Origin of the sequence: Maridesulfovibrio spiralis (SeqCode) (assembly GCF_048571135.1) — a bacterium.
GTDB lineage: Bacteria > Desulfobacterota > Desulfovibrionia > Desulfovibrionales > Desulfovibrionaceae > Maridesulfovibrio > Maridesulfovibrio spiralis.
On sequence record NZ_CP182344.1, the window covers coordinates 939,348 to 963,164 of the forward strand.

The 23,817-nt window shown below is 47.9% G+C and carries 22 protein-coding genes; 13 read left to right on the forward strand and 9 right to left on the reverse strand.

The genetic code is table 11. The annotated features are described in order from the left end of the window. The first annotated feature begins 134 nt into the window (after positions 1-134). The gene (locus ACNI29_RS04230; protein WP_419780937.1) at positions 135-2,375 is read left to right on the forward strand and encodes a hypothetical protein; all 2,241 of its coding nucleotides are present in this window, start codon (positions 135-137) and stop codon (positions 2,373-2,375) included. 74 nt (positions 2,376-2,449) lie between these two features. Here ACNI29_RS04230 and ACNI29_RS04235 read toward each other — a convergent pair whose 3' ends face one another. Next, complete coding sequence (locus ACNI29_RS04235; RefSeq protein ID WP_419780938.1) at positions 2,450-3,004, reverse strand: TetR/AcrR family transcriptional regulator; 555 nt, start codon at positions 3,002-3,004, stop codon at positions 2,450-2,452. A 196-nt stretch (positions 3,005-3,200) separates the two neighbouring features. Here ACNI29_RS04235 and ACNI29_RS04240 point away from each other — a divergent pair, with 196 nt between their 5' ends. Then, on the forward strand, positions 3,201-3,509 hold the full coding sequence (locus ACNI29_RS04240) for an IscA/HesB family protein (RefSeq protein WP_419780939.1): 309 nt from the start codon (positions 3,201-3,203) through the stop codon (positions 3,507-3,509). A gap of 193 nt (positions 3,510-3,702) precedes the next feature. Then, a complete protein-coding gene (locus tag ACNI29_RS04245; RefSeq protein WP_419780940.1) occupies positions 3,703-4,590 on the forward strand; it encodes a tetratricopeptide repeat protein in 888 nt (295 codons plus the stop codon). A 14-nt stretch (positions 4,591-4,604) separates the two neighbouring features. On the opposite strand, the gene ACNI29_RS04250 is transcribed toward ACNI29_RS04245, so the two are convergent. Together ACNI29_RS04250 and ACNI29_RS04255 are read right to left on the reverse strand one after the other, a co-directional pair. Further along, positions 4,605-5,363 (reverse strand): substrate-binding periplasmic protein, encoded by a 759-nt coding sequence (locus tag ACNI29_RS04250; protein WP_419780941.1) that lies wholly within the window; start codon positions 5,361-5,363, stop codon positions 4,605-4,607. Between the two features lie 169 nt (positions 5,364-5,532). After that, the gene (locus ACNI29_RS04255) at positions 5,533-6,186 is read right to left on the reverse strand and encodes a CBS domain-containing protein (RefSeq protein ID WP_419782084.1); all 654 of its coding nucleotides are present in this window, start codon (positions 6,184-6,186) and stop codon (positions 5,533-5,535) included. Between the two features lie 256 nt (positions 6,187-6,442). Between ACNI29_RS04255 and ACNI29_RS04260 the strand changes: the two genes are divergently transcribed. The 7 genes from ACNI29_RS04260 to ACNI29_RS04290 all read left to right on the forward strand — a co-directional run bounded on the left by ACNI29_RS04260 (position 6,443) and on the right by ACNI29_RS04290 (position 12,249). Further along, positions 6,443-6,793 carry a hydrogenase maturation nickel metallochaperone HypA/HybF gene (locus tag ACNI29_RS04260; protein ID WP_419780942.1) on the forward strand — a complete coding sequence of 117 codons (351 nt, stop codon included), beginning with the start codon at positions 6,443-6,445 and terminating at the stop codon, positions 6,791-6,793. A gap of 15 nt (positions 6,794-6,808) precedes the next feature. Next, positions 6,809-7,465, forward strand: a complete 657-nt coding sequence (gene hypB, locus ACNI29_RS04265) for a hydrogenase nickel incorporation protein HypB (protein ID WP_419780943.1) — start codon at positions 6,809-6,811, stop codon at positions 7,463-7,465. A gap of 304 nt (positions 7,466-7,769) precedes the next feature. Beyond that, entirely contained in the window at positions 7,770-9,104 is a 1,335-nt protein-coding gene (locus ACNI29_RS04270) for a sigma-54 interaction domain-containing protein (RefSeq protein WP_419780944.1), read from the forward strand. Between the two features lie 130 nt (positions 9,105-9,234). Next, positions 9,235-9,705, forward strand: a complete 471-nt coding sequence (locus tag ACNI29_RS04275) for a NifB/NifX family molybdenum-iron cluster-binding protein (RefSeq protein ID WP_419780945.1) — start codon at positions 9,235-9,237, stop codon at positions 9,703-9,705. A gap of 1 nt (position 9,706) precedes the next feature. Further along, positions 9,707-10,066 carry a NifB/NifX family molybdenum-iron cluster-binding protein gene (locus ACNI29_RS04280; protein ID WP_419780946.1) on the forward strand — a complete coding sequence of 120 codons (360 nt, stop codon included), beginning with the start codon at positions 9,707-9,709 and terminating at the stop codon, positions 10,064-10,066. Positions 10,067-10,259: 193 nt separating this feature from the next. After that, positions 10,260-11,525 carry an iron-sulfur cluster carrier protein MrpORP gene (locus ACNI29_RS04285; protein WP_419780947.1) on the forward strand — a complete coding sequence of 422 codons (1,266 nt, stop codon included), beginning with the start codon at positions 10,260-10,262 and terminating at the stop codon, positions 11,523-11,525. 133 nt (positions 11,526-11,658) lie between these two features. Then, positions 11,659-12,249 carry a flavodoxin family protein gene (locus tag ACNI29_RS04290; RefSeq protein WP_419780948.1) on the forward strand — a complete coding sequence of 197 codons (591 nt, stop codon included), beginning with the start codon at positions 11,659-11,661 and terminating at the stop codon, positions 12,247-12,249. Here the strand turns inward: ACNI29_RS04290 and ACNI29_RS04295 are convergent. The 6 genes from ACNI29_RS04295 to rfaD all read right to left on the reverse strand — a co-directional run bounded on the left by ACNI29_RS04295 (position 12,233) and on the right by rfaD (position 20,203). Continuing rightward, a complete protein-coding gene (locus ACNI29_RS04295) occupies positions 12,233-13,381 on the reverse strand; it encodes an ABC transporter substrate-binding protein (RefSeq protein WP_419780949.1) in 1,149 nt (382 codons plus the stop codon). The two genes, ACNI29_RS04290 and ACNI29_RS04295, sit on opposite strands and share 17 nt — an antisense overlap. Before the next feature lie 72 nt (positions 13,382-13,453). Next, positions 13,454-13,642 carry a hypothetical protein gene (locus ACNI29_RS04300; protein ID WP_163350618.1) on the reverse strand — a complete coding sequence of 63 codons (189 nt, stop codon included), beginning with the start codon at positions 13,640-13,642 and terminating at the stop codon, positions 13,454-13,456. 17 nt (positions 13,643-13,659) lie between these two features. After that, positions 13,660-14,784, reverse strand: coding sequence for an alanine racemase (alr, locus tag ACNI29_RS04305; protein WP_419780950.1), 1,125 nt, complete (start codon positions 14,782-14,784; stop codon positions 13,660-13,662). A 29-nt stretch (positions 14,785-14,813) separates the two neighbouring features. Next, the gene (mutL, locus tag ACNI29_RS04310; RefSeq protein WP_419780951.1) at positions 14,814-16,739 is read right to left on the reverse strand and encodes a DNA mismatch repair endonuclease MutL; all 1,926 of its coding nucleotides are present in this window, start codon (positions 16,737-16,739) and stop codon (positions 14,814-14,816) included. Positions 16,740-16,888: 149 nt separating this feature from the next. After that, positions 16,889-19,114: an LPS-assembly protein LptD gene (locus ACNI29_RS04315; RefSeq protein ID WP_419780952.1), complete on the reverse strand. Its 2,226-nt coding sequence runs from the start codon at positions 19,112-19,114 to the stop codon at positions 16,889-16,891. A 111-nt stretch (positions 19,115-19,225) separates the two neighbouring features. Continuing rightward, entirely contained in the window at positions 19,226-20,203 is a 978-nt protein-coding gene (rfaD, locus tag ACNI29_RS04320) for an ADP-glyceromanno-heptose 6-epimerase (protein ID WP_419780953.1), read from the reverse strand. 453 nt (positions 20,204-20,656) lie between these two features. Here rfaD and ACNI29_RS04325 point away from each other — a divergent pair, with 453 nt between their 5' ends. The 3 genes from ACNI29_RS04325 to ACNI29_RS04335 all read left to right on the forward strand — a co-directional run bounded on the left by ACNI29_RS04325 (position 20,657) and on the right by ACNI29_RS04335 (position 23,654). Then, positions 20,657-21,976 carry an L-cysteine desulfidase family protein gene (locus ACNI29_RS04325; RefSeq protein WP_419780954.1) on the forward strand — a complete coding sequence of 440 codons (1,320 nt, stop codon included), beginning with the start codon at positions 20,657-20,659 and terminating at the stop codon, positions 21,974-21,976. A gap of 117 nt (positions 21,977-22,093) precedes the next feature. After that, positions 22,094-23,167, forward strand: coding sequence for an OmpA family protein (locus tag ACNI29_RS04330; protein ID WP_419780956.1), 1,074 nt, complete (start codon positions 22,094-22,096; stop codon positions 23,165-23,167). A gap of 67 nt (positions 23,168-23,234) precedes the next feature. Further along, positions 23,235-23,654, forward strand: coding sequence for a hypothetical protein (locus ACNI29_RS04335; RefSeq protein ID WP_419780957.1), 420 nt, complete (start codon positions 23,235-23,237; stop codon positions 23,652-23,654). Positions 23,655-23,817 lie beyond the last annotated feature (163 nt).

Here is a 23,817-nt window from a genome sequence, read left to right on the forward strand (position 1 = left end):
TTGTGCTGTATACCCTTCCTTCACCATGCAGCAACGAACTAATAGTCATTGCTAATCTCCAAAAGCTCATATATTCGTTCAATAACACAGTTTAGAATAAGCTTTTTATCATTTTTTTTCAGCAGGGGAGTTACGTGTTGAAACGCTATTGGCATCTATTTACTGCTGTATTTTTTATTTTCATAAGCATAGCTGTTACCGCAACAGATACTCAAGCCATTAACCATCCCCTGTCCGGACTGACTTCTGACAGTTCCGGAAACCTCGATACGCTTGACCTGACCATGTCTGTTGACTGGGACGTAAATGCTCCGCCACAAAAAGCCATCAGCAAAAGTGAGCTGAATCAGGTTATTGACAGTTTTGCCAAAAGCCTGTTTGCCATGACAGAAGGAAGACATCGCCTCGGGAAAATTTATGTTTTTGACAACTCTAAGAACAACAATTTCACTGACTTAAAAATCATATCAAAAAAAGCAGGACGGGCAGGAGCATCCCCTGCATGTTGGACAAAAGGGGTCGGCGACATTGATATTTTCCTCTGGGAAAGCGACAGCGAACGCGATGATTATCTGGGCCCGACTATGGCCCACGAATGCGGGCACTACATCTACGGAATATTCGACGAATACCGGGAAGAAGGGGGAAAGACAGCTAAAAAGCTTGACGATCCGAGCGACCCGGCCAGTGATGACTACAATGACCATACATCCATAATGAACAGGCATTATGAATATCCCTACCAATTCACCACACCCGCCGACTACAGTACCGCTGAAAAACGAAAAACAGCCCAATACCGGGTATATGAATCATCCATATGGGAAACCCTTGTCCGCAATCCACAAAACGACCCGACCCAAGGACGCAAGTACGGGCGCATAAGATATCCGGCCATGGTTGACTTCCCGGTTCCGGCTAACCCGACTATGCCGACAGCAAACTACAACGCTGCGCTTAATATTATTTTTGTAAAAGATGCTGCGGTCAATTCGATAATGATTGACCCCGCTATGAATGCCAACGACTACACTGCTGCAAAAAATGCCGCAGCCTCACTGGTTCAAAAACTTCCATTAAACTCCGTTGTACTGATTCCTGTCGGTGTCGCACAGCCAATTGCCGCAACAACTATCAGCAACGAGACGGCAAGAACAGATCTTATCAAAAAAATACGCACACTGACCGCTGCCAAAATTACAAACTTTGATGCCGCGCTGAGCACTGTAAGAGACAGAACCTCAGCCGCAAGAAGCGGGGACCAGACCGCGACGGTAATTCTTTTCACAACAGAAAATGAGGACGTGAACGATCAGCAGTCTAAAAGTTTCCGCAACGCAAAAATCGGCTTCAATGCAATAATAAATTCATCCACAGAACCACTGGCTACCCCCGAAGACGGATCAAGCCTTGCGTCACTGTGCAGAGATACCGGCGGAACTTTTACTCTTGCCAAAAGCGATGTAGAGCTAAGCGCACGCGCCAGAAAAATCGGTGCTGATGCCGAAGGCGACAACGATATCCTGATCGCCCAGCGATTCTCAGAACCACTGCAAAACGGAGAAACAATTTCCCTTGAATTCCGGATCGGAGAGCATGACGCCGAAGGCAACGGTTATTTTGATGTCAGCGTATTTGTCGATCCTGCTGACATCAATGAAGTCACCGTCAAGCTGACCGACCCTGCCGGAAACGAACTTCTAACAGAAACGGCTAAAGCCGGATTTGAAGTTGAAAAACTCAACGATGAAGGACTCATTTTCTTTAAAATAACTCCCACGACATATGGAGAGGCAACCGGAGTATGGACTGCGACGGTAACAGCCGGTTCGGCACTGTCCGACTCTGTAGGCATAGCCGCGATGGGAACATCAACTCTGCAATTAATAGTGGATGCAGTCCATCCCGAAGAGGAATACGCTCCGATCCTGAGGGCCAGCCTGAGCACAGAGCTTCCGGTTCTGCGCGCGTACCTTACGGCTGATCTTTACGACCCGGACGGCAACCTGCTCATAGACGATGTTATGCTCTACGATGACGGTACGCACGGAGACCTTAAGGAGAACGATGGTATCTACTGCCGCTCTTTGAACGAGGTAATCGTCAGCGGAGAGTTCTTCATCGAAGTCACCGCCTCAAACCCGGACGGCACTGCGGTAGCATCAAACCGCAATGTTTACTTTGCAGCATCTTCAGGCAACACCGAGTATGCAATGGGATCGTTCCAGCGCGCAGACGACGCCTCCGCCCAACTATCGCCGGCTTCAGCACGAGGCTGTGTCATGGGTGGTAACGGGAACGAAGACTATTCCCTCATTCTGCTAATGATTGTAGCGTTGGGTTTAAGATTCCTCTCCACAAAAAGAGTGCTCTGATAAGCCCGGGCTTAAAAAAAAAGGCTGCCCCAAAAGAGGCAGCCTTTTAATTTTGTAAAAATGGCAACTAAAAATTAATTCAGAATACTGCGGCGGCAGAACTCGACGGCTTCGGCACGAACATCCCTGCGGTCAGGCCAGTAGAGCTGCATTCTGGTCAAACCAAAAATAATGGTCATAACCACGGTAGCATTATCTTCGACAGCCACATCCCTGATTGCACCCTTCTTGATGCCAAGTTTAATACAATCTTCAAGAACCAATTCGAGATTTTTAAGAAATACAGCCATCAAACGCTTGGAAGAATCAAGCAGACCATAAGTAGACAGCATGATCTTCATATCGATTTCATTATCTTCTACAAAAGAGAAGTACTCATTCATGATCTCTTCAAGAGAACAGTCATCGCGATCCAGCTTCTGGCGAATCGCCTCAATGTAGTAAGAAAACTGTTCTTCGAGAGCATCAAGAATATGCAAAAGAATGTCTTCTTTGCTTTCAAAATGGCGATAAATCGTGCCCTCGGAAATATTGGCCATTTTCGCAAGATTGGCAGTTGTAGACTTGTGGAAGCCCACCTCTGAAATCATTTCCTTGGCTGTTGCGAGAATGATGTCCTTGGTTTTCATTCTTCGGTCTCCCTTGAGCGGACGAACGCCCCTGTTCAATCATTTTTAAATATTTTATCAGACTTTTTTCCGATTTCTAACACGTTCTCTAAACTGTATTATTTACCCCATGCAAAGAACAAGGTCAACTGGAGTAGATTGACAAAAACTAATAGAAAACTTATTTTGGATAGACAAATCCTATGAGGAGGAAAAAATGGTTGAAATTACCGAAGCTGCGCAAAAACAGCTTGAAAACTATTTTGCAGATAAAGATAGAACTCCTATTCGCATCTATCTTGCCACCGGCGGCTGAGCAGGCCCCAGACTGGCATTGGCTCTGGATGAGCCAAAAGACAACGACGAAAGTTTTGAAGTAGAAGGTTTCACCTTCCTGCTGGATAAAGACCTTAACGAACAGGGCAGCCCCTTCCGCGTTGACCTGAGCTACACCGGTTTCGTAATTGATTCCAAGATTGAGCTCGGCGGCGGAGAATGCGGCTCCTGCTCTGGCAGCTGCGGTTAATCCGAGAGCCGGTACATTAAGATAGTCTTAAATACCGACGCGTTAACCTGACAGCTTTAGCCTCTTGAGGCTTCAAGACCGTCTCTTAGGAGACGGTCTTTTTTTATAACTGGAACTTAACATTTTGAGTTTGCCGAGAAGTCCGACAATAGGTATTATAAACTTCTCTTGACTGACAAGCTTGGAGTTTTATGTGAGGAAACGGGAAAAGATACAGGGGATTTTTTCAGTACAGACACTATCCGTGATCGGTACGGGAACGACTAAAAAAAAGACTAAACAAACGACTTACTGGTACGCAGAAGAGCAGAAGAATGGAGTTCTGCAGGTACAGGCAGTCAATGACAATTATATACCTACCGGGCCTTTGGTTGCTGTTGAGATGGAAACTTTCCTGAAGAGTTACCAACCTGAGCCGGAAATATATCTTGATAAAGTCCTTCCTAATATAAAAAAACTGGAAAAATCCATAACACTAGGCGAAAGCCACCGTGAAAACGGTGAAAGCTACAGCGCAGAATATGAATTCCACAAGGCTATGAGTCTTGATGAAATGAATGTGCGTGTTAATTTCGGTCTGGGACTGACCTACCTTGAACGCGGCGAATTTGATCGTGCTGACAATATTTTTAAACGTCTGGTCTGTCTTGATAGCTGCTATGAACCTCAGCACAAACATTTATTCAACGAATTCGGTATATCTTTACGAAAAAACGGAATGCTGCAACAGGCATTAGAATACTACAAAAGAGCGGAAGAACTAGTCCGGCATGACGAAAACCTGCAGCTGAACATAGCCAGGGTCCATTTTGAACTAGGTGAAATCAAGCCCTGTCTTGAACACCTGCGCTCTGCTCTGCGCTTGAATCGAAAGCTGGAAGAAGCATGTATCTTCCTGAACTTTCTGAAAGGTAAAGAGTTTATTAAAGAATGCACTCTGGATCAAATAATTGAAAAGACTGCGAACGACAAACAGACACTGGACTCACTGATCAAGAACAGCCTCTTAGCAGTAGAAGAAAACAAACCTAAGACTGCGGGCAAATCAGAATCTCTCATGGACGAATTAAACTTCCTGTAATCAAACCATGATCATCAATTAGTGCAGGGCTCGATCCATTTGGTTTGAATGGCATTGATAATCCCGCGTCTGCTAAGATTGTCAAAAGCTTTCTGCCAGCGCCGAACTATTGCCTGATCAGTTGATTTTGAGAAAGCAAGATACATCTTCATTTTACGAAAGGTATACACAGGAGCGGCTTTCTTCTGCAGCTCTTCATTGTCTGCCAGAATGTCTTTGGCCCCGATATTTGAAGTGACCACCAGATCTATCCTGCCGCGCAAAAGCTTTTTAAAATTAATATCCTGACTGTCGGTAACTTCAAGATTGGTAAAACCCTCTGCTTCCAGAAACTGAATACGCGCATCCTTGCGGTAGCCACCGATACCTTTCACTTTCTTGGCATCTTCAAGACTCTTTATCTTAACACCGCCCTTAAGGCCGTAAAAAATCCACCTGTAGCAGGCAACAGGGCCAACCCAATGGAATTTATCTTCCCTGAGCTTGGTCCGGGCAGTAGAAAAAAGCATTACATTCGGTCTGGAACTCAGGTATTTATACCCCCTTGCCCAAGGCATGACCTCGATAGCCGTGTTGCAACCAAGCTCCCTTTTCAATGCCTCAACTATTTCATATCCAAAACCAGCCAGATTACCTTTGGAATCTTCGAAAACAGAAGGTGCGCTAATCTCGGTCAGGATGCGCACTCCACAGTCGGCTGCTGCTACCGGATTCACGGCAACAGACACAGACGACAGCACTAAAAAGACAAAAAGACAAAAACCTCGCAACATAGCCCGTCCTTTTTAATTTTCACCAGAGCAGCCCAGACTCAAAAATACTCCTCCTCAAGCATAAATACAACCTAACCTTGCATCTAATGACGAACAGACAAAAAAAGCCGGGAACAGATCAAATCTGCTTCCGGCCTTTTTGAAAAAACAAAAAGTTCGAAACTTGCGTCTAGCACCATTCTGCCATGAAATCTTCAGGCCCGACCACCATAAAACCACGCTCCTTAAGCGCGTTCACAACGGGAGAGGCGTCTTCAGTATCCACACGCACAACAACCATTCTGCGGTTATTGTGATGAAAAAGTCCTGTGCTGATAATATTGTACTTCATGTTGGAAATGATCCCGGCCACTTCGTAAAGAACCCCTGTGCGTTCCTCTACATCAACAACGATACGGGTTCCGCCCTGTTTGAGGCCCATTTCCTCAACAAGCAGTTCCAGCATCTTATTACGGTTGATGTAACCGATGAGTTTCTTATTCTCATCCACAACTGCAAGTCCGGAAAGGTTCATTTCAAACATGAGATCAGCAGCGGCTTCAATCTCTGTTTCCGGCGGGATGGTGGTAATGGTCTTACGCACCACTTCGCGAACAGTAAGCTTGCTGAGCAGATAGCTCAACTCATGCTTGTCCAGCGAATTTATCACAGAAGGCAGGGCAGCACGGACATCTTCCTTGGTGACATAGCCGACGAGGTCTTCCCCGTCTTTGACAAGAAGCATCCACAACTGATTGTCTTCCAGAATTTTGTCCGCTTCCTTGATTAGAGTATCAGGGGTTACGGTAACAAAGTCCTTGAGCATTTTCAGTCCCACATACATCTGCATGTCCTCCAGAATCCGGGAAAAGCCCGGTGCGTAAAAAAGTTAATTGAAATCCCCTCCCCATACCCAAGCTTTCAAGCACTTGCAAGCAGAGTCCACTTGGGTGCGTTATTTTTCAACTTATCACAATAGCGTTAAAAAGCACTCCATCATATGGCTGAAGCATTAAAATTATTAACCGTGTTACAAATGTTATAGAATTATACGCTCAAGCACCTTGCCCCTGATAATTTTTTGAGTTAGTCCAAAATCCATGCACGAAATGTCTATAGCGCAAAGTATACTTGCAATCATTGAAGAGGAAATGGAAAAGCAACCCGGTGCCAGCCTCAAGAAAGTTGTGGTAGGTAACGGCGCGCTTGCGGGAGTAGTATCTGATGCTCTTACTTTCGGCTGGGAAGCGATTACCGTAGGCACTAACCTTGAAGGCTCAGTCCTTGAAGTAAACGAAATTCCCATCAAAGTTCGCTGCGGCGAATGCAAACACGAATTTTTACCCGAAGATAAACTTTACATGGCCTGCCCGGAATGCGGTCTGGAAATTGGGCATGAAGTTCTTCAGGGCAAAGAATTGCAGATTGAGAGCATCGAGATTGACGATTAACTTAAGGAGTTGGAAATGGGTGAAATCCCTGTGGTACGCAATATTCTGGAAGCGAATGACAGAATTGCCGAAGAACTGAAACAATTTTTCAAAGAAAAAAACATTCTTTGCCTCAACCTGATGAGTTCACCCGGGTCCGGTAAAACCAGCCTGCTGGAAAAGACCCTCGCAGACCTCAAAGGTGAATTCAAGATGGCTGTCATCGAAGGCGACCTGCAAACCGACAACGACGCCCGCCGTGTTGCCGCCACAGGAGCACAGGCTGTTCAGATCAATACTGAAGGCGGCTGCCACCTTAACTCCAGCCAGGTTAAAGAAGCTCTTTCCCTTATCGACCTCGAAGGACTCGATATCCTTTTCGTGGAAAACGTGGGTAACCTCGTATGTCCCGCCGAATTCAACGTCGGTGAAGATCACAAGATCACCCTGCTGACCGTGACCGAAGGTGACGACAAGCCGGAAAAATACCCCCTCATGTTCCACATTTCTTCCGTCATGATCCTGAACAAAATCGATCTGCTGCCCTATGTTGATTTCGATCTTGAAAAAGCACAGCAGCATGCGCGCAAGCTCAATGCAGACATCGCCCTCTTCCCCCTGTCCTGCCGTACCCGCGAAGGACTCGAGAACTGGTATGACTGGCTCCGCAAAGCCCGCGAAGAAAAGAAATAAGATTGCCTCCGGCGGGTAGACTGAGGATACCCGCCGGGAACATTTTGATGCGCTATCGCGCTTTTGATAAAAAGATTTTCCCTCCGAGGGCTTAAACCCTTTTTGAAAAAAGGGTTTAAGAATCCCAAAAACTTTTAGCAAGGCTCCGCCTGACTTGATTTTGAAGGTCGTCATAGCGCGCTGTATGCGAAGCTTATTAAAACGTCTTTGAAAGAGAGGGGATGGGGTCTGGGGAAGAGGAGAGAAAACTTTGGGCGTTAGCAAAGTTTTCTCTCCTCTTCCCCAGCCGCCGGAGGCAAACAGCATGAAATTCCCGAGTAATCTACCTTGTTCCTCTGTTCTGGATTCTTTGGCAGACGGTGTCTTTACGGTAGACCGGGACTGGAACATCACCTTCTTCAACGAAGCCGCCAGCCGCATCACCGGGGTTCCTGCTGAAGAAGCTGTCGGCTCCAAATGCTGGGACGTTTTTCACTCAAGCCTCTGCGACGGCGACTGTGCCCTCAAGACCTGCATGAAAGATTGCGGTCGCATCTCCAACAAATCCATATTTTTCATCCACGCTGACGGCCGCAAGGTTCCCGTGTCCATCAGTGCCGCTCCCCTTGTTGACGGTGACGGCAAGCTTATCGGCGGTGTGGAAAGCTTCCGTGACCTGACTGATATCCAGATTATCCGCCGCGAGGTTGAAGACTCATGGCGCTTTGAAGACATTATCGGCAAAAGCGCCCAGCTGGGAAAAGTTTTTGCCATCCTGCCCCAAGTCAGCAAAAGTGAAGCAACAGTCCTGTTGCTTGGAGAATCCGGCACCGGTAAAGAACTCTTTGCCCGGGCCATCCACAATTTAAGCGAGCGCAAACATGGTCCATTCGTGGCTGTGAACTGCGGTGCTCTTCCGGATAACCTTCTTGAATCCGAACTCTTCGGCTACAAGGCCGGAGCCTTCACCGACGCCCGCAAAGACAAGGCCGGACGCTTTGAACTTGCTGCCGGCGGAACTATCTTTCTTGATGAAATCGGGGATATGCCTGCGAAGCTGCAAGTCAAACTTCTACGTGTGCTGCAGGAAAAAACATTCGAGCCGCTCGGCGCAGTTGAAAGCGTGAAATCCAACGTGCGTATTGTAGCCGCCACCAACAAGAATCTGGCTGAGCTTGTGGAAGAAGGCATCTTCCGGCAGGATCTCTACTACCGCTTGAATGTTGTCACCCTCAATCTGCCTGCTCTGAAAGAGCGGGTCGAAGACATCCCTCTGCTCATCAACCACTTCATCAACAGGCTCAACGCCTTACAGGGAAAAGAAATCGACGGCATCTCCGAGGACACTCTGCAAATCCTCATGCGCCATCCTTTCCCCGGCAACGTGCGCGAACTTGAAAATATACTTGAGTTCGCCTTCATCCTCTGCCCCTCCGGATTTATTCAGGTCGAGCATCTACCTGAATACCTACAGCCCAAATCCCGTGAAAATTTGGAAAACGACGACCGCCCCATGAGTATGGAGCAAATCAAATGCATGGCTATCCGCCGCGCCCTGGAGCGTAACAACGGGAAAAAAATGGCAACCTGCCGCGAACTTGGTATTTCCAAAGACACCCTGCGCAGAGCCATCGCCCGTTGCGAAGAGCAGGGCGCATAATTCGTCTTGCTCCTATAAATCCGGCTAATTTTGATCCAACTCTTCGCTCATAAAACCATCCCATTTACCTGCAAAGCACTGAATTAACTCCAATAACCTTCCGTGGCACAGACTATGCCTATAGCAAGCCATGAGAGAAAACGAAGCACGCAATAACAGCTCAATGCTACTTTGTCTGGCCTGCTATGAAGACAGGCTGGCTTCCGTTTTTGACAATGCTCCGGAACTTAAATTGTTCCGGGTGGAAGACAATAAAATTTGCCCCGCAGGTTACCTATCCCTTCCCTCAAAAGACCCAAAGGACAGGACATCCGCCATTATGACCTGCGGGGCAACGTTTTTAATATGCGGTGCAATCTGCGGATGCACCATTAATGAACTGGAGCAGGCCGGTATTAAGGTTCTCCCGTGGGTCACTGGAATGATCGACGAGATACTTTCAGCCTATCAAAAGAACTGTCTTGATAATCATGCCATGCCCGGATGCCGTGGCAGGGGCAGATGCGGACAGGGCAACAGAGCGTTCAGGGGCAGACAGTCCAAACAGCAGAATATGCAAATGGATCGCCCTAACCTGGACCCAGTGCAAAGGAGTAAATAAAATGAAAATTGCAATCAGCTGTCAGGGCAACGATCTCAATGGTGAAATTGACCCCCGCTTTGGTCGCGCCAAGGGATTCCTTGTTTGCGATACAGACGCCGACACTCAGGAATACATCGATAATACCCAGAACCTGAACGCAGCTCAGGGAGCCGGAATCCAGTCCGCTCAGAATGTCGCCGCAACAGGCGCTAGTGCTATCATCACCGGACACGTCGGTCCTAAGGCCTTCACAGCTCTCGACAAAGGCTCCATCAAAGTCTACCTGATCGGTGGGGGAACAGTTGCTGAAGCTCTGACTTCTTTTCAGGAAGGCAAGCTCGAAGCAGCTACCGATGCCGACAAACCGGGTCACTGGTAGAAATTTTCACTTCAGGTTCAGTCATGCCCTTTCTCCTCTCCCTTGCTCTGCGGGCATGACTGAACATTTTCAGGCATTGACAAGTCAGGTTAACGTCTTAGTTTACCATGAAATGCATACTGTAACAGATTGAATCAATCTGTTTTTTTTTAATAAAACCCCCTCCGTCCAGCGAGGGGCAGGAGATTGATATATGAGTGATCATGCATGCGGAAGCTGCTCTTCCTCCGGGTCCGGATGTTCTTCTTCCGGTTGTTCTGAAGGCTGCAGCCCTGAAGATATGAAACTGAAAAAGACCCTTTCCAGAATCAAGCACAAAATCGTGGTTATTTCCGGTAAAGGCGGTGTAGGTAAAAGTACCGTAGCGACCAACATAGCTGTGGCCCTTTCCCTCGCCGGAAAACAGGTGGGTCTACTTGACGTTGACGTCCACGGCCCTAGTGTTCCCCGTCTGCTCAGCCTTGAAAACGAAAAGCCGCACATCGGCCACGAAGTCATCGAACCTATTTCATGGTCCAGCAACCTCTGGGTTATGTCTCTCGGTTTCATGCTCCCCAGCAAGGATGATCCGGTGATCTGGCGCGGTCCGGTTAAGATCGGCATGATCAAGCAGTTTGTACAGGATGTTGCCTGGAACGATCTGGATTTCCTCGTTGTTGACTGCCCCCCCGGAACCGGCGACGAACCTCTTTCCGCACTGCAGACCCTCGGTCAGGATGCCCACGCAGTTATCGTAACAACCCCTCAGGGTGTTGCGGTTGACGATGTGCGCCGTTCCGTAAACTTCTGCAAGCAGGTCGGAAACCCCGTTCTCGGTATAGTTGAAAACATGAGCGGATTCGTCTGCCCAGACTGCGGCAACGTACACAATATTTTTAATTCCGGTGGCGGTGAAGAGCTTGCCAAAGAAACCGGTGTAAGCTTCCTTGGCCGCATTCCCCTTGATCCTGAAGTGGGACGTTCCGGCGATGAAGGTTACCCCATCATCCGTACTGCACATGAAGGTCCAACCGGACAGGCTCTCAACACCATCATTAAACCCATGCTGAATCTCACCCAGACTCTGCAGGAAAATAATGAAATGCCCAAACCAGAAGAATTCAAGACCAAAAACGGCATGCTGCGCATCGCTGTTCCCGTTGCAGCAGGCAAACTCTGCATGCACTTCGGGCACTGCGAACAATTCGCCATCATGGATGTCGACGTTTCCTCCAAAGGTATCGTTGCCACAAACATGGAAACTCCTCCGCCCCACGAACCCGGCGTACTTCCCAAGTGGATTGCCGAACAGGGCGTACAGCTTGTACTGGCAGGCGGTATGGGCTCCCGTGCACAGTCCCTTTTCACTGACGCCGGTGTTAAGGTAATTGTAGGCTCTCCTGCTGAAGCACCTGAAAATGTCGTTTCCAGCTACCTTGCAGGCTCTCTCCAGACCGGAGCCAATACCTGCGACCACTAAAAGCCATAAGTACATCTACCGTACATATCTCGAAACAAAACAGCCTGCTGGATTTCCAGCAGGCTGTTTTGCCTTTTCTACCCTGCTATGCAATATTTTCGATTCAGCACGAATTAAGCACAACGGAGCAAAAATGATCTTAGGAATTGAAGGCAGCCCCCGCAAAAAAGGCAACTCACACAAAATGCTTGAAGCCGTCCTTACCGGAGCTTCAAAACTGGCCATAGCTACTGAAACAGTACATCTACGCGATTTGAAATATGAGCCCTGTATCGGCTGTGAAATCTGCCGCAAAGAAAAAGCATGCCGCCGCTTTGAAGATGATATGACCGATCTTTATCCAAAGCTGGAAAACGCAAAAGGGCTGGTGCTAATTTCCCCGGTTCATAACTACAATGTTACCGCGTGGATGAAAGCCTTCATCGACCGTTTATACTGTTATTATAATTTTGAAGACACCCGTCCCCGGGCATGGTCCAGCAGACTAGCCGGACAGGGGCGCAAGGCCATAATCGGAGCCGTTGCCGAGCAGGAAGATAAAAAAGATATGGGTTTCACCATAGAGGCCATGCGCATGCCGCTTGAAGCCCTCGGTTACGAAATAGTAGAAGAACTTCCGGTTCTGCGCCTGTTTGACCGCGGCATCATAGCTGAGCATCAAGAACTTATCGAGCGGGCGCAGAATGCAGGCCTGAAACTCGCCAAGGCTATTTCAGGTCAATAATATCCTGTACTGCGATATGACCGTCACGGAAAGTCGAGATGATTACATCTTTATCCGGGTCGCCGTTGTTATTGTAATCAAAAGTCCCGGTAACACCATGAAAAGGCGGCATATCCACTAAGGCATCATGGATGGGTACAGGTTTAGTTGTCCCAGCTATTTTTGCGGCTGCAAAAAGACTCATCACAGCATCAAAAGTCAGAGCTTCAAGTTCAGTTGGATCTACACCGTTCTTTTTTTTGTAATCTTTTTCAAATTCCTGTGCTCCGGCAATGGGCAGCCCCGGAATCCAGTGATCGGTGTAATAGCTGTTTTTGAATAATGGATTCCGCTCCAGCTCAATAGGGTCCCATGAATCACTACCCATAAGAACGCCTTTGAAGCCATATTTACGGGCCTGTGCCACCTGCAACTGTACGGTCTTGGTGTTGCCCGGCAAAAACAAAATCTGTGCCCCTGAATCGATGATACGCTTAATTGGCTTGGAAAAATCACGCTGTCCAAGGATATAATTTTCAAAAGCAACAATCCGGCCACCGTGCTTTTCATAATCTTCCCTGAAAAAGAGAGCCAACTCCGCGCTATACGGACTGGCAGAGGCAAAAAGGACCCCTACATCCTCAAGCTTCAGGTCATTTTTGGCAAACCGGGCCAGAGCTTCTGCCTGTATGGTATTGGTATATGAAACCCGAAAGGAATATTTGTATGAAGTCAGCTTATTTGTCCCGGCAACCGGGGTAATAAACGGAATTTTAAACTCCTCGCAAACCTTCGCCACAGCCAGTGCAACCTTACTTCCGGCAGCGCCAACAATTGCAGAAACCTTATCTTTCTCAATGAGTCGCCGAGTAACTTTTGCAGCTATTTCCGGTTTGCCGTTACTGTCTGCGGGAAAAAGTCTAACCTTAAACTCCTGCCCAGCAAGCGCAAGCCCCCCGCTTTTATTCTGCAGATCAGCTCCGTAGCGGGCAGCACTTATTATGTAGTTACCCTTTCTGAACAATTCACCGCTGGTGACAGCGACTACCCCGACCTTGAATTCCGCTGTTTTTTTCTCACCGGAACAACCGGAGCAAAACAGGACACCGAAAATCACTATGAGCAGGAACGGAAACAATTTGTTCATTTTCATGGCTGACTCCACTTCAGACCTGACGACGGAAAAAACAAAAGGCGGCCTTGCAGACCGCCTTTTACCCCATAGCTAGATTCCAGCCATGCAGTTGTAAAGTTCTTCGCTCACTTCGATGCGGACGATGCCGTCTTCGATGTAAACACGGATGTTGTTCTCGGGAATGAGTGCCATATCCATGGCTACATCCACCCATTTACTTCTCAGTTCAGCCGGATCAACATCCTTAAGCGGATGACTTTCTGCTACTTTCCAAGACATGCTATATCTCCCGTTTATTATTTTTTATATGTCCTCGGATTCATCCCCAGAAGACAAAAAATTTCATATGTAATAGTCTGCCACCAACCGGCCAGATCTTCCGCAGTAATACGGCCTTCACCTTCGCCGCCGAGCAGATAGGCACTGTCGCCGAACTTAACATTATCAATATGGCTTACATCAACAATGCAAAGCTGCATGCACACCCGGCCCAGAATCCTGGCACGTTTGCCGTGGATGCAGACCTGTCCGGCATTTGAAAGCCCGCGGCTGAATGCATCTGCATACCCGGCACAGACAATCGCTACTGTCATATCCCGATCTACGGTGTAGGTACAACCATAGCTGATGGCCTGCCCTTTTTTCAGTTTCCGCACAGCCGCAATCTTGGTGCGCACCTGCATCGCAGGCTTAAGCTGCTCACCGGCTGCGCTCCAATCTGTTCCATGCAGCGGATTGGAGCCGTACAGGGCGATACCACCGCGCTGTGCGGAATAGTGGACCTGATCATGAACCAGAATCCCGGCGGAGTTGGCAAGCGAAGCTTCCAGCTCATATCCGGCATTAGCGAGCCGCTGCAGGACATTTGAAAAAGTCACAGCCTGCACGGACATGTACCCTTCGTAAGCCGGATCATCCGATGTGGCAAGGTGCGAGCTGGCCAGAACCGGACGGACTTCAGGATTAGCCTTCAGCCAGCTGATCAATTTATCCAGCTCCCGGACACTAAATCCGAGACGGGACATACCGGTATCGAACTTTAAACTTATTTCGACTTTTCGACCCTGTGCGGAAACAACTCCGGCCAGCATTTCCAACTGCTCAAATTCCCCGATGAACGGGATGATACCATTCTGGGCGGCATTAAAACAATCCTGCTCATTAAGCGGCCCCAGCAGGGAAATTATTCGCTTGGAACACCCGCTTTCGCGCAACTGCATCCCTTCGCTTACAGTTCCGACAGCAAAAGTATCGGCACCTTCTTCTTCAAGGGCGCGGGCCACTTCAATCAATCCATGACCGTAAGCATCAGCTTTAACCACGCCGTAAACCCTGCTGCCTTTTTCGCAAAGTAAACGGTAGTTATGGCGGATGGCGTTCAAATCAACTTCAACTTCAAGTGCATTATATCCGATTGTCATTGGAGACTCCGGTTGAGATTGAGACTGGCTTACTTACGTTTAAAAAGTTTTTCCATTTCCAGCGCAGACCAGCTGACCAGTACCGGACGACCATGCGGACAATATTCCCGCTGCGGACATTTTACCCATGCTTCCAGTAAAGACAGTGCCTCATCGGCCGCCAAAGCCAAATTGGCCTTGATGGCTGATTTGCAGGAAAGCATAATCCAAAGATCATCGAGTGTTTTGGCCTGTCCGTCAACAGCTGCCTTTAGATACTCCCTTGCCTCTCCGGTTTCAAGTCCCGGAGGAATTCCGCGCATGGACAGAGTCTGCCCCGCTTCAAGTGCGAGCATAAATCCGGCAGCCTGTAAATCTTCCCACATTTCCTGAACACGCTGCACTTCACTGGGATGCAGGGCTATGTCGATGGACAGTGCCAGAGGACGTGATTCTCCTCGCGTACGCAGGCTGCGCATGTTTTCATAGATCACCCGCTCATGGGCGGCGTGCTGATCCAAGAGTCCCAGAGAACCGTTAGGAAGCTTCAGCACCAGATAAGTATCTGCCACCTGCCCCAGATATTCAATTCGGGAACCGGGAACATAAATCGGCCCGGCTGAACCTGATTCATAGCGTTGAGCTTCAGGAGTCGGAATATCATGAGCCGAAGCGTCCTGCCCCGGAACTTGCTGCGCTGAATAGTCCGCAGTCTGCTCATGGAGCACGTCCGGTTCCATCAGCCTTTCAGCTGCATCATGAACGGAAAATTCCGGCAGGGATGAACTGCGTGCGCCCTCTGCGTCATCATCATCCAAAGCTGTAAAATCTGTATTCTTGTATTCATTCCAGCTGGAAAATTTAGCAGCAGGTTCAATGGGCAGAGACACACTTTCCGACAACCTCTTTTCCAGTTTATTCGCCCGGACTGGTATTTCTGGATGTCTTTCCATCGGGCTGTCGCCTTCAACAATACCAAGCTCATAGCGCGATAATGCCTGCCCTATTCCGTTGCGGATAATGCCGAACACTGCCCGTTCTTCCTGAAAGCGAACTTCCATTTTCGCCGGATGCACGTTTACATCCACCAGCGACGGAGGCAACTCAAGAAAAAGGACGGTCTGCGGATATTCACGTGAAATCAATCTACCCTTGTAGGCACCACGAACAGCACTGAGCAGCAGTTTATCCTGAACCGGACGTCCATTTACGAACATGACAATTCGGTCCCCGCGCCCTTGCGCCAGCGCCGGAATCCCCGCGCAACCGTGAACCTTCATTTCTCCGGCTTCATGGGAAAATTCCAGCAATGATTCGCAAATGTTGCGCGGCCAGAAGACAGAAAGCCGTTCGGGAAGGGTTTGATCCGCTGGAAGACGGAACTGCTCCCGTCCATTGGAAGTAAAAGAGAAGCCGGCCTGAGTGTTGGCCAGAGCCATCTTGAAAAGCACCTGATTACAACGGCGCGCCTCAGTGCTCTCGGTCTTCAGAAATTTAAGACGGGCCGGAACATTGTAAAACAGGTCGCGAACTTCAACGGAAGTACCGCCCGGAATCGCAGCAGGCCCCTCCTCAATTACCGTTCCCCCTTCCACATCTATAGCCCAGCCCTCGTCCGCGCCCTTGCGGAAAGAACTCATTTTGAAGCGGGAGACAGAAGCAATACTTGGGAGAGCTTCCCCTCTGAATCCGAAACTGGTAATTGCGGAAAGATCATCAATATTGGAAATTTTGCTGGTGGCGTGACGGGTAACGGCCAATTTCAATTCATCTGCGGCAATACCACGCCCGTTGTCTTTCACGGAGATAAAGCCCTGTCCTCCGCGCTCAACAGCAACATCCACCTGTGTACTGCCTGCATCAATGGAGTTTTCAACTAACTCTTTAACAACGCTTGAGGGTCTTTCAACAACTTCACCGGCAGCAATCTGGTTACGCAGCGAAGCCGGAAGGACATGAATTTCAGAAGTGCTCATAATTATCTTATCTGTTCGGTATAATTATTTTTCATTATGCTTATGTTCAAATCGTCAATCAACGGTACAATAAGCGAAGCCCCCCGTCTATACTGACGAGGGGCCTTAAGATAATCATTTATGCTGCTGGTCGCTTCTGCGATTTGGGACTAAAAAACACTCATGTCAATGAGGTTGAAGTTGACAGCAAAACGCTCATCAACAGTAGTCTTGGAAGCAACAAATTCCATGAAAAAGCACTGGTGATTCCAGCCGATGGACGCTGTCTTTTCAAGATCGCGGTCATCATTAAGATCCGAACGGAATTTACCACCAATCTGCAGATTCCAGGGAAGTTTCGCTTTCATACCGTAACTAACGATCTGCATGTCGGAATCCTGCTGGCGTTTATACTCATCAATCTTGCGCAGATAGTCATAACCGAGTGAGAACTCTGCATACTCGTTGTAGAAAAACTTCAGAATATTCTCATGTTCAGTAACATCACCCAAATATGGCGAGACCCATGTACGCGAAGTCAGGTTCACAAAATTATACGGTGAAAGGATAATCTCGGCCATGAAATCGGAAAAAGGCCTGCGCTCGTATTCGCTAAGTTCGATGGAGCGGTTTTCTTCGTCTATATCATAGCCCTGTTCAAGGCGGACACGCAAAAATTCGAGATAGTCATTTTCAAGAACGGGATTGCCATCATCACCCAGAGCTACAGTCGCCCGGTTGCGGTCAAACACGTTGGTCAGAGAGAAAACAATATCGTTCTGCTCGGAAATACGGTCACGCGAATCAAAGTAAGGAAGTTTGGCCTGTGAAGCGGAGTCATCCTGTACCCAAGAATACTCAAGGCGGGGAATGACATTGTGCTTCATGCGGGTCCAACCGGACTGGCCTACATTTTCCTCACTGACAACAGGAATGGATTCCAGATCGAAGACACGGTAGAAATCTGTAGCCGCACTAATTCCGGCATCGGCCAGAATACGGGTCTGGCTGGTATCACGGCTAACAGAGGTGCTGGCATTCTGAAATGAGCTAACAAGGTAGTTGGTCGCCCTGATCCCTGCGCGGGGAATGATAGTTATGCCAGCGGCGCGCATGGGCATACTGAACTGGGGCTTGATATCAAAACGCCCACCGGTGGAGCCATATTCGCGCCAGAAATAACTGCCTTGAAATTCACCCTCCCACTCAATAGGACTTCCCAAAAAATTATCCTTGAATGCAAAAGCGGAAAGCTGCGGCATCGTCTGTAATGTAGGATCTTTAGTGGAAGGATTATTCCCGTTGCGGTAGAGCAGATTCTCTGTGTACTGGGCTAGTCCTGAAACAGAATACTTGTCCCAGCTTCTGGCTACCAATGCGGTACTGGTCCTTTTCGTGGAGTCGGCAGTGGCAATGTCACGTCCGAATTTATCAAGAAAGGAATCGCGTGTGGCGTCATAACCGTTCGAGCCGGAGCGGAACTCACGCAGGTAATCCTGGTCGGAGACAAGGTCCATATCAAAGATGGTCTGCCAGTCAGGATTACCGATGTAGCCGTCATATTTAGACCTGATCCACCAGCGGTTCTGGTTCGGACGGATCGTGCTATCACTGAATGAATAGCTGGCATCATTGGGGTCATCATAACTTTTGCTGTCATGCAACCAGTCCGCACGCCATGATCCCTTGGTATTCACATCTTCAGAGTGGCGAAACTCAACGCCGGGCCTGAAACCGCGTTTACTCAGGTATTCCGGATAAAAAGTCATATCCATTTCATCATCAATAGCCCAATAGAACGGGACATTGATTCTGTTACCCAGACGGTTTGAATTACCAACTTCCGGGTTCAGTATACCGGACTGACGCTCACGCTGTACCGGGAGTTCCATGTACGGAGTGTACATAACCGGGACACCCTTTACATTGAATTTGGAATGCCAGAGCCTTGCGTAACCGTTGATGGTGATATCACCTTCTCCGGATTCAAATTCCCAGAGAGGATTCTCCCCTTCACAAGCAGTCACTTTCACGTCTTTAAAACTGTAAGTGGCACCGTTGTGCTTTTCGATGAATTCGCCTTCAAAATAAACATGGGGCTTGGCAACAAAAACGCGACCCTTTTTAAGCCACCCGACCATGTTGTTCAGGTCGAATTCGGCCTCGGCCGCATCGTAAAAATCACCTTTTACCTGCGCTTTTACATTTCCGCGCAGATAAATCCATTTGGTAGTCTGGTAAAAGCGGGCAAAATCCGCCTTGATATAGTTATCGCCGCTGCGCAGGATTACGTTACCGTAAGCCTGAAGATACTCACTGTCATTTTCGACAACGAGCTTATCTGCGGAAAATTTCCACTGCTCCCCCTTCTGCTCCACGCCCTGGCTGTCGGTCATGGGAACGTTTATCTGCTCCTGCGCAAAAGAAGCGCACGGCAGACTGAGAAGAAGTAAAACTACGAATATGGCGAACCTTGATTTCAAAACAACCTGCCCTTTGATATTCAACTAGCTTTTCAGGTAAGGATCTTCCTGAGCCAGATAATTCTGCACATAGTCTTTGGCCGCGTCTTCAAGGGAAGTAAACGGCTTATCATACCCGGCGGCAACCAGCTTATCCATGTTGGCCTGAGTAAAATACTGGTACTTATCCCGGATTGTTTCGGGCATTTCGATGTAGCTGATGTTCGGGTCTACATTCATGGCCGCAAAAACAGAACGCGCAAGCTCATTCCACTCACGAGCATTTCCGGTTCCGATGTTGAAAATACCGTTGGCCTGCGGGTTCTCAAGGAACCACCACATTACGTCCACGCAGTCTTTGATGTAAACAAAGTCGCGCTTCTGTCCGCCGTTAGGATATTCAGGCTTATAAGATTTGAAAAGCTTCATCTCACCGGTTTCGCCTATCTGGTGAAACGCCTTGCAGATAACGCTCTTCATGTCATCTTTATGATATTCATTCGGCCCGAATACATTGAAAAATTTGAGGCTGACCAGCTTGTCGAGAACGCCTCCGCGCTTAGCCCAAAGATCGAAAAGCTGCTTGGAATAGCCGTACATATTCATAGGCTGCAGCCGGTCGATACCTTCATGATCATCATCAAAACCGAACCTGCCGTCACCGTAGGTGGCAGCACTGGATGCGTTGATGAAACGAACATCATGCTGCAGGCAGAAGCGGCAGAGCATCTGGGTGTAGCGGTAGTTATTTTCCATGAGGAAATCCGCATCCTGTTCAGTCGTGGAGGAGCAGGCACCCATATGAATAACAGCGTCAGTTTTAAAAGGATCATCCCCTTCCAGAATGAATTTAAAAAACTGATCCCGGTGAATGTAATCTTCGTAGCGAAGATTAACCAGATTCTTCCATTTCTCTGTTTTTGCAAGGTTATCAACGATAAGGATATCGTCGATTCCCATCTGATTCAGCTTCCAGACCATGGCACTGCCGATGAATCCAGCCCCGCCAGTCACGATATACATATATAAATTCTCCCGCTATTTTAAGCAGATACAACCATCTATTAAATCAATCACACAATACAAGTTGCCGGATGTTACTTATTTTTCAGACACTTTTCAACTACATTTAAGTAAAAAGGAAATATTTACAGACAAGCTTAAGTAAAATTTCCCTTTTAACATTAATTGAGCTTGAGATAATTATTTTTGTAAATACAACTCTAAACAGGAATAAAGAAATCATGTTATAAACAACAAAGGAAACACCTATTCGACGCACAACAATACAAACAAACTGCATTTTAATATTTTTATTACTCTTTTTTAAACTTGATTCATATTTTCTTCATGGTATATTTATTTATACATTTTTTTTATTATGATTTTCTCTAGACTTTATTTACAAACGCTGTTTAAATTTCAACACACACTGAGGCACAGGATCTTTTCAAAATTTAATAATAGGAACAGCCTATGAAATATTCAGTCAAAGAGATTCTTCACCTTGAAGTTTCCCCCGCCTTGGGATGCACCGAACCAGTCGCAATAGCTCTGGCGACTGCTGCTGCAGCATCTGTCATCCCTGCTGAACACCCGGAAAAAATTGAAGTATGGGTTGATCCTAACATCTATAAAAATGGGCTGGCGGTTATTATTCCCGGAACCGGGGGACTGAACGGTCTGGACACAGCAGCCACGCTGGGTGCACTTTACGGCGATCCAAAACTCGGACTTGAAGTCCTTGAACCTCTAGATGAAGTCTCAACTCAAAAGGCCTGCAAATTCAAAGAAACAAATCCCGTCAAAGTCAATCTGCTAGAAGACCGGCACGGCATTTACGTAAGGGCACTCCTCACATTCAAATCAGGTAATGTCGAGGCCATCATTGAAGGAGTCCACGACAACATTGTTTCCCTGACCCTTAATGGTAGGCCAGTTGAAGGGTCTTCACTGGTTAGAACCAAGCAGGCCCAGAAAGCCGACATGACCAAGCTTGAAAATTACATTAAATCCCTTTCGCTTACTGACCTTGTAGACATGATCGGAGATCTTGATGCAGACGACTTCGCTTTCTTAAGCGAAGGTATCACCTATAACATGCGCCTTGCCGAATACGGACTGAGACATGGCCCCGGACTGTCTGTAGGTGCAACGCTTGAAAAACTGGCCCGCATGAAAATTTTGAGCCGGGACATGATCCTAGCTGCACGAATTATAACTTCAGCTGCATCTGATGCCCGCATGGGTGGAATCAAACTGCCGGCCATGAGTTCCGGTGGGTCAGGAAACCACGGCCTTACCGCGATTCTGCCTATCCACGCAGTCAGCGAATACGTAGACTGTTCGGAAAAGATCATGCTTGAATCTATCGCGCTGAGCCATCTTGTCACAGCTTACGTAAAGGCTCAGACAGGCAGACTTTCTGCTGTCTGCGGCTGTTCTGTGGCTGCCGGGGCCGGTGCAACTGCAGGGATAACCTACCTTATGGGAGGAACCCCTTCGCAGATGGCCGGGGCTATCACCAATCTTACCGAAGATCTGGCTGGAATAATCTGTGACGGAGCCAAGTGCGGATGCGCCCTCAAACTTGCGACCGCTGCCGGAACTGCTGTTCAGGCTGCACTTTTTGCTATCCACGGTGTCAACGTGCATGCCACAGACGGTATCATCGGATCATCCCCAGAGCAGACAATGCAGAACATCGGCACTCTAAGCACACAGGGAATGATTGATACAGACAGGACCATCCTTAAAATCATGCTTGAAAAACATTTCGCTAGCACTGATAATTAAGTATTGGTCATAAAAATAACACAAAACTATTGATTTAGGTCTGCCAATACCGTAATTTTGGTAGAGTTAAAAATTTCACCTTTAACAGTTAACCCAACTTACCGGAGGACCCTCATAATGCTTAACAGAAAAGTTGTTTTAATCCTGACAGTTGCCTTAGCCACTCTCCTGGCCTTCGGCTCAATGGCCTTCGCAGAATCCAGAATCATCCTGAAACCCAAAGTTGATTCTTTTGCATATTTCGTGGACACCTCTCCGTCCATGGCTCAGGCATACGGATCCACCGGCAATCCTAAAATCATTGCCGCTCTCAATGCCCTTAAAAAGCTGAACAATGTTGTTCCTGAACTGGGTTATGATTCCGCTCTTTACGGAATGCCCCAGCTGGCAACCTACGCGCCCAAATCTGTTTTCAGCAGATCTTCCATGGCCAAAGGGCTCAGCAACGTACCCAGCGACCTGCCTTTCTTCCAGGCAACTCCGATGGGTGAAGGTTTCACCGACCTTGATGGTGTCCTCAAAACCTGGAACGGCAAGTTCGCGGTTATCTTTGTTTCCGACGGTTTGACCAACAGTGGCCGAAACCCCTCCCTCGTAGTCAATGACATGGCGAAAAAATACGGCGACCGTTTCTGCCTGCACGTAATCAGCGTTGCTGACACCCCGCGTGGTAAAGCGACCCTGAAACGCCTCGCAAGCATCACTCCCTGCGGTGTCTATGTTGAAGCAACTGCTCTTTCCAACAATGCAGTTCTCGAAAAGTTCGCACAGGATGTTTTCTACACCCAGGAAGAAGAACTCATCGTTGAAGTAATCGAAGAAGTTGTTATCACTCCGGTTGTTCCTGTTCAGGAAAAAATCGTTTTCCGTAACTTCAACTTCGGTTTCGATAAATACCAGATTACTGACGAAATGGTTCCTGCGCTGACCGAAGCAGCAGCAATGCTCGACGAATTCCCGAACCTTAAAGTTATGGTTGGCGGTCATACTGACTCCACCGGCCCTGAAGCATACAACCAGGGTCTCTCCGAACGCAGAGCCAAATCTGTTGCAGACTGGCTGGCTGCAAACGGTATTGCTCCTGAACGCCTGCAGGTGAAAGGCTACGGTGAAGTAAATCCCAAGTACGACAACACAACCAAAGAAGGCCGCAAGCTTAACCGTCGCGTTGAAATCGACGTAGAAGACTAAAAGCCTGTACAACATCAAAAAGGGCAGGAGGTCATTACTCCTGCCCTTTCTCAATTTGGAGTGACTGATGAAACCAGCCCGCAAGCTTATCACATCTTTTTTTATCTGCCTGCTGCTCTGCACAACTGCTTCTGCATCCCAGCCCGGAACACCTGAAGAACTGGAAGCATTCACAAATTTTGCTTTCGGCTGGGTGGTAAAACTCAACAAAAGCCACATTAAAGGCTTCGGCCGCATGGAAATAAAACTACAGAAAAACGGCAACTACCTTGCCCGCTACCACGCGATCTCACCCGACACCATCGCTTGCAAAGTAAAAAAAACCAGTGCCAAGAGCAAAGGAATGGTCGGATTGCTTAAGTACATCGAGACAATCTACGAAAGCACCGGAAAAACTCCTCAAGAAGCACGAGCTAATAGATTCAAGCCGGTCAAGAATATCCGTATCACAGAAATTTTCAGTAACTCCGGCAAAGGCTGGCGTTAATCTATTTATCCCTTTTGGGAGCCTCCCGGCGGACTTAAACCCTTTGGGAATGGATTTGTTCCACTGTCGTTATCTCTAAGACTCGCGGAAGACCGCTCGCCGAAGAGCTAATGCCAGAAACCCAAAACTTTTTATTAAGGCTTCGCCGCTTCGCACATAAAAT

Excerpts from the sequence above, each read along its gene's own strand:
- ACNI29_RS04235 (WP_419780938.1), bottom strand. The coding sequence starts at position 3,004 with ATGAAAACCAAGGACATCATTCTCGCAACAGCCAAGGAAATGATTTCA.
- ACNI29_RS04250 (WP_419780941.1), bottom strand. The coding sequence starts at position 5,363 with ATGTTGCGAGGTTTTTGTCTTTTTGTCTTTTTAGTGCTGTCGTCTGTG.
- ACNI29_RS04255 (WP_419782084.1), bottom strand. The coding sequence starts at position 6,186 with ATGTATGTGGGACTGAAAATGCTCAAGGACTTTGTTACCGTAACCCCT.
- ACNI29_RS04260 (WP_419780942.1), top strand. The coding sequence starts at position 6,443 with ATGCACGAAATGTCTATAGCGCAAAGTATACTTGCAATCATTGAAGAG.
- hypB (WP_419780943.1), top strand. The coding sequence starts at position 6,809 with ATGGGTGAAATCCCTGTGGTACGCAATATTCTGGAAGCGAATGACAGA.
- ACNI29_RS04270 (WP_419780944.1), top strand. The coding sequence starts at position 7,770 with ATGAAATTCCCGAGTAATCTACCTTGTTCCTCTGTTCTGGATTCTTTG.
- ACNI29_RS04275 (WP_419780945.1), top strand. The coding sequence starts at position 9,235 with ATGAGAGAAAACGAAGCACGCAATAACAGCTCAATGCTACTTTGTCTG.
- ACNI29_RS04280 (WP_419780946.1), top strand. The coding sequence starts at position 9,707 with ATGAAAATTGCAATCAGCTGTCAGGGCAACGATCTCAATGGTGAAATT.
- ACNI29_RS04285 (WP_419780947.1), top strand. The coding sequence starts at position 10,260 with ATGAGTGATCATGCATGCGGAAGCTGCTCTTCCTCCGGGTCCGGATGT.
- ACNI29_RS04290 (WP_419780948.1), top strand. The coding sequence starts at position 11,659 with ATGATCTTAGGAATTGAAGGCAGCCCCCGCAAAAAAGGCAACTCACAC.
- ACNI29_RS04295 (WP_419780949.1), bottom strand. The coding sequence starts at position 13,381 with ATGAAAATGAACAAATTGTTTCCGTTCCTGCTCATAGTGATTTTCGGT.
- ACNI29_RS04300 (WP_163350618.1), bottom strand. The coding sequence starts at position 13,642 with ATGTCTTGGAAAGTAGCAGAAAGTCATCCGCTTAAGGATGTTGATCCG.
- alr (WP_419780950.1), bottom strand. The coding sequence starts at position 14,784 with ATGACAATCGGATATAATGCACTTGAAGTTGAAGTTGATTTGAACGCC.
- mutL (WP_419780951.1), bottom strand. The coding sequence starts at position 16,739 with ATGAGCACTTCTGAAATTCATGTCCTTCCGGCTTCGCTGCGTAACCAG.
- ACNI29_RS04315 (WP_419780952.1), bottom strand. The coding sequence starts at position 19,114 with ATGACCGACAGCCAGGGCGTGGAGCAGAAGGGGGAGCAGTGGAAATTT.
- rfaD (WP_419780953.1), bottom strand. The coding sequence starts at position 20,203 with ATGTATATCGTGACTGGCGGGGCTGGATTCATCGGCAGTGCCATGGTC.
- ACNI29_RS04325 (WP_419780954.1), top strand. The coding sequence starts at position 20,657 with ATGAAATATTCAGTCAAAGAGATTCTTCACCTTGAAGTTTCCCCCGCC.
- ACNI29_RS04330 (WP_419780956.1), top strand. The coding sequence starts at position 22,094 with ATGCTTAACAGAAAAGTTGTTTTAATCCTGACAGTTGCCTTAGCCACT.
- ACNI29_RS04335 (WP_419780957.1), top strand. The coding sequence starts at position 23,235 with ATGAAACCAGCCCGCAAGCTTATCACATCTTTTTTTATCTGCCTGCTG.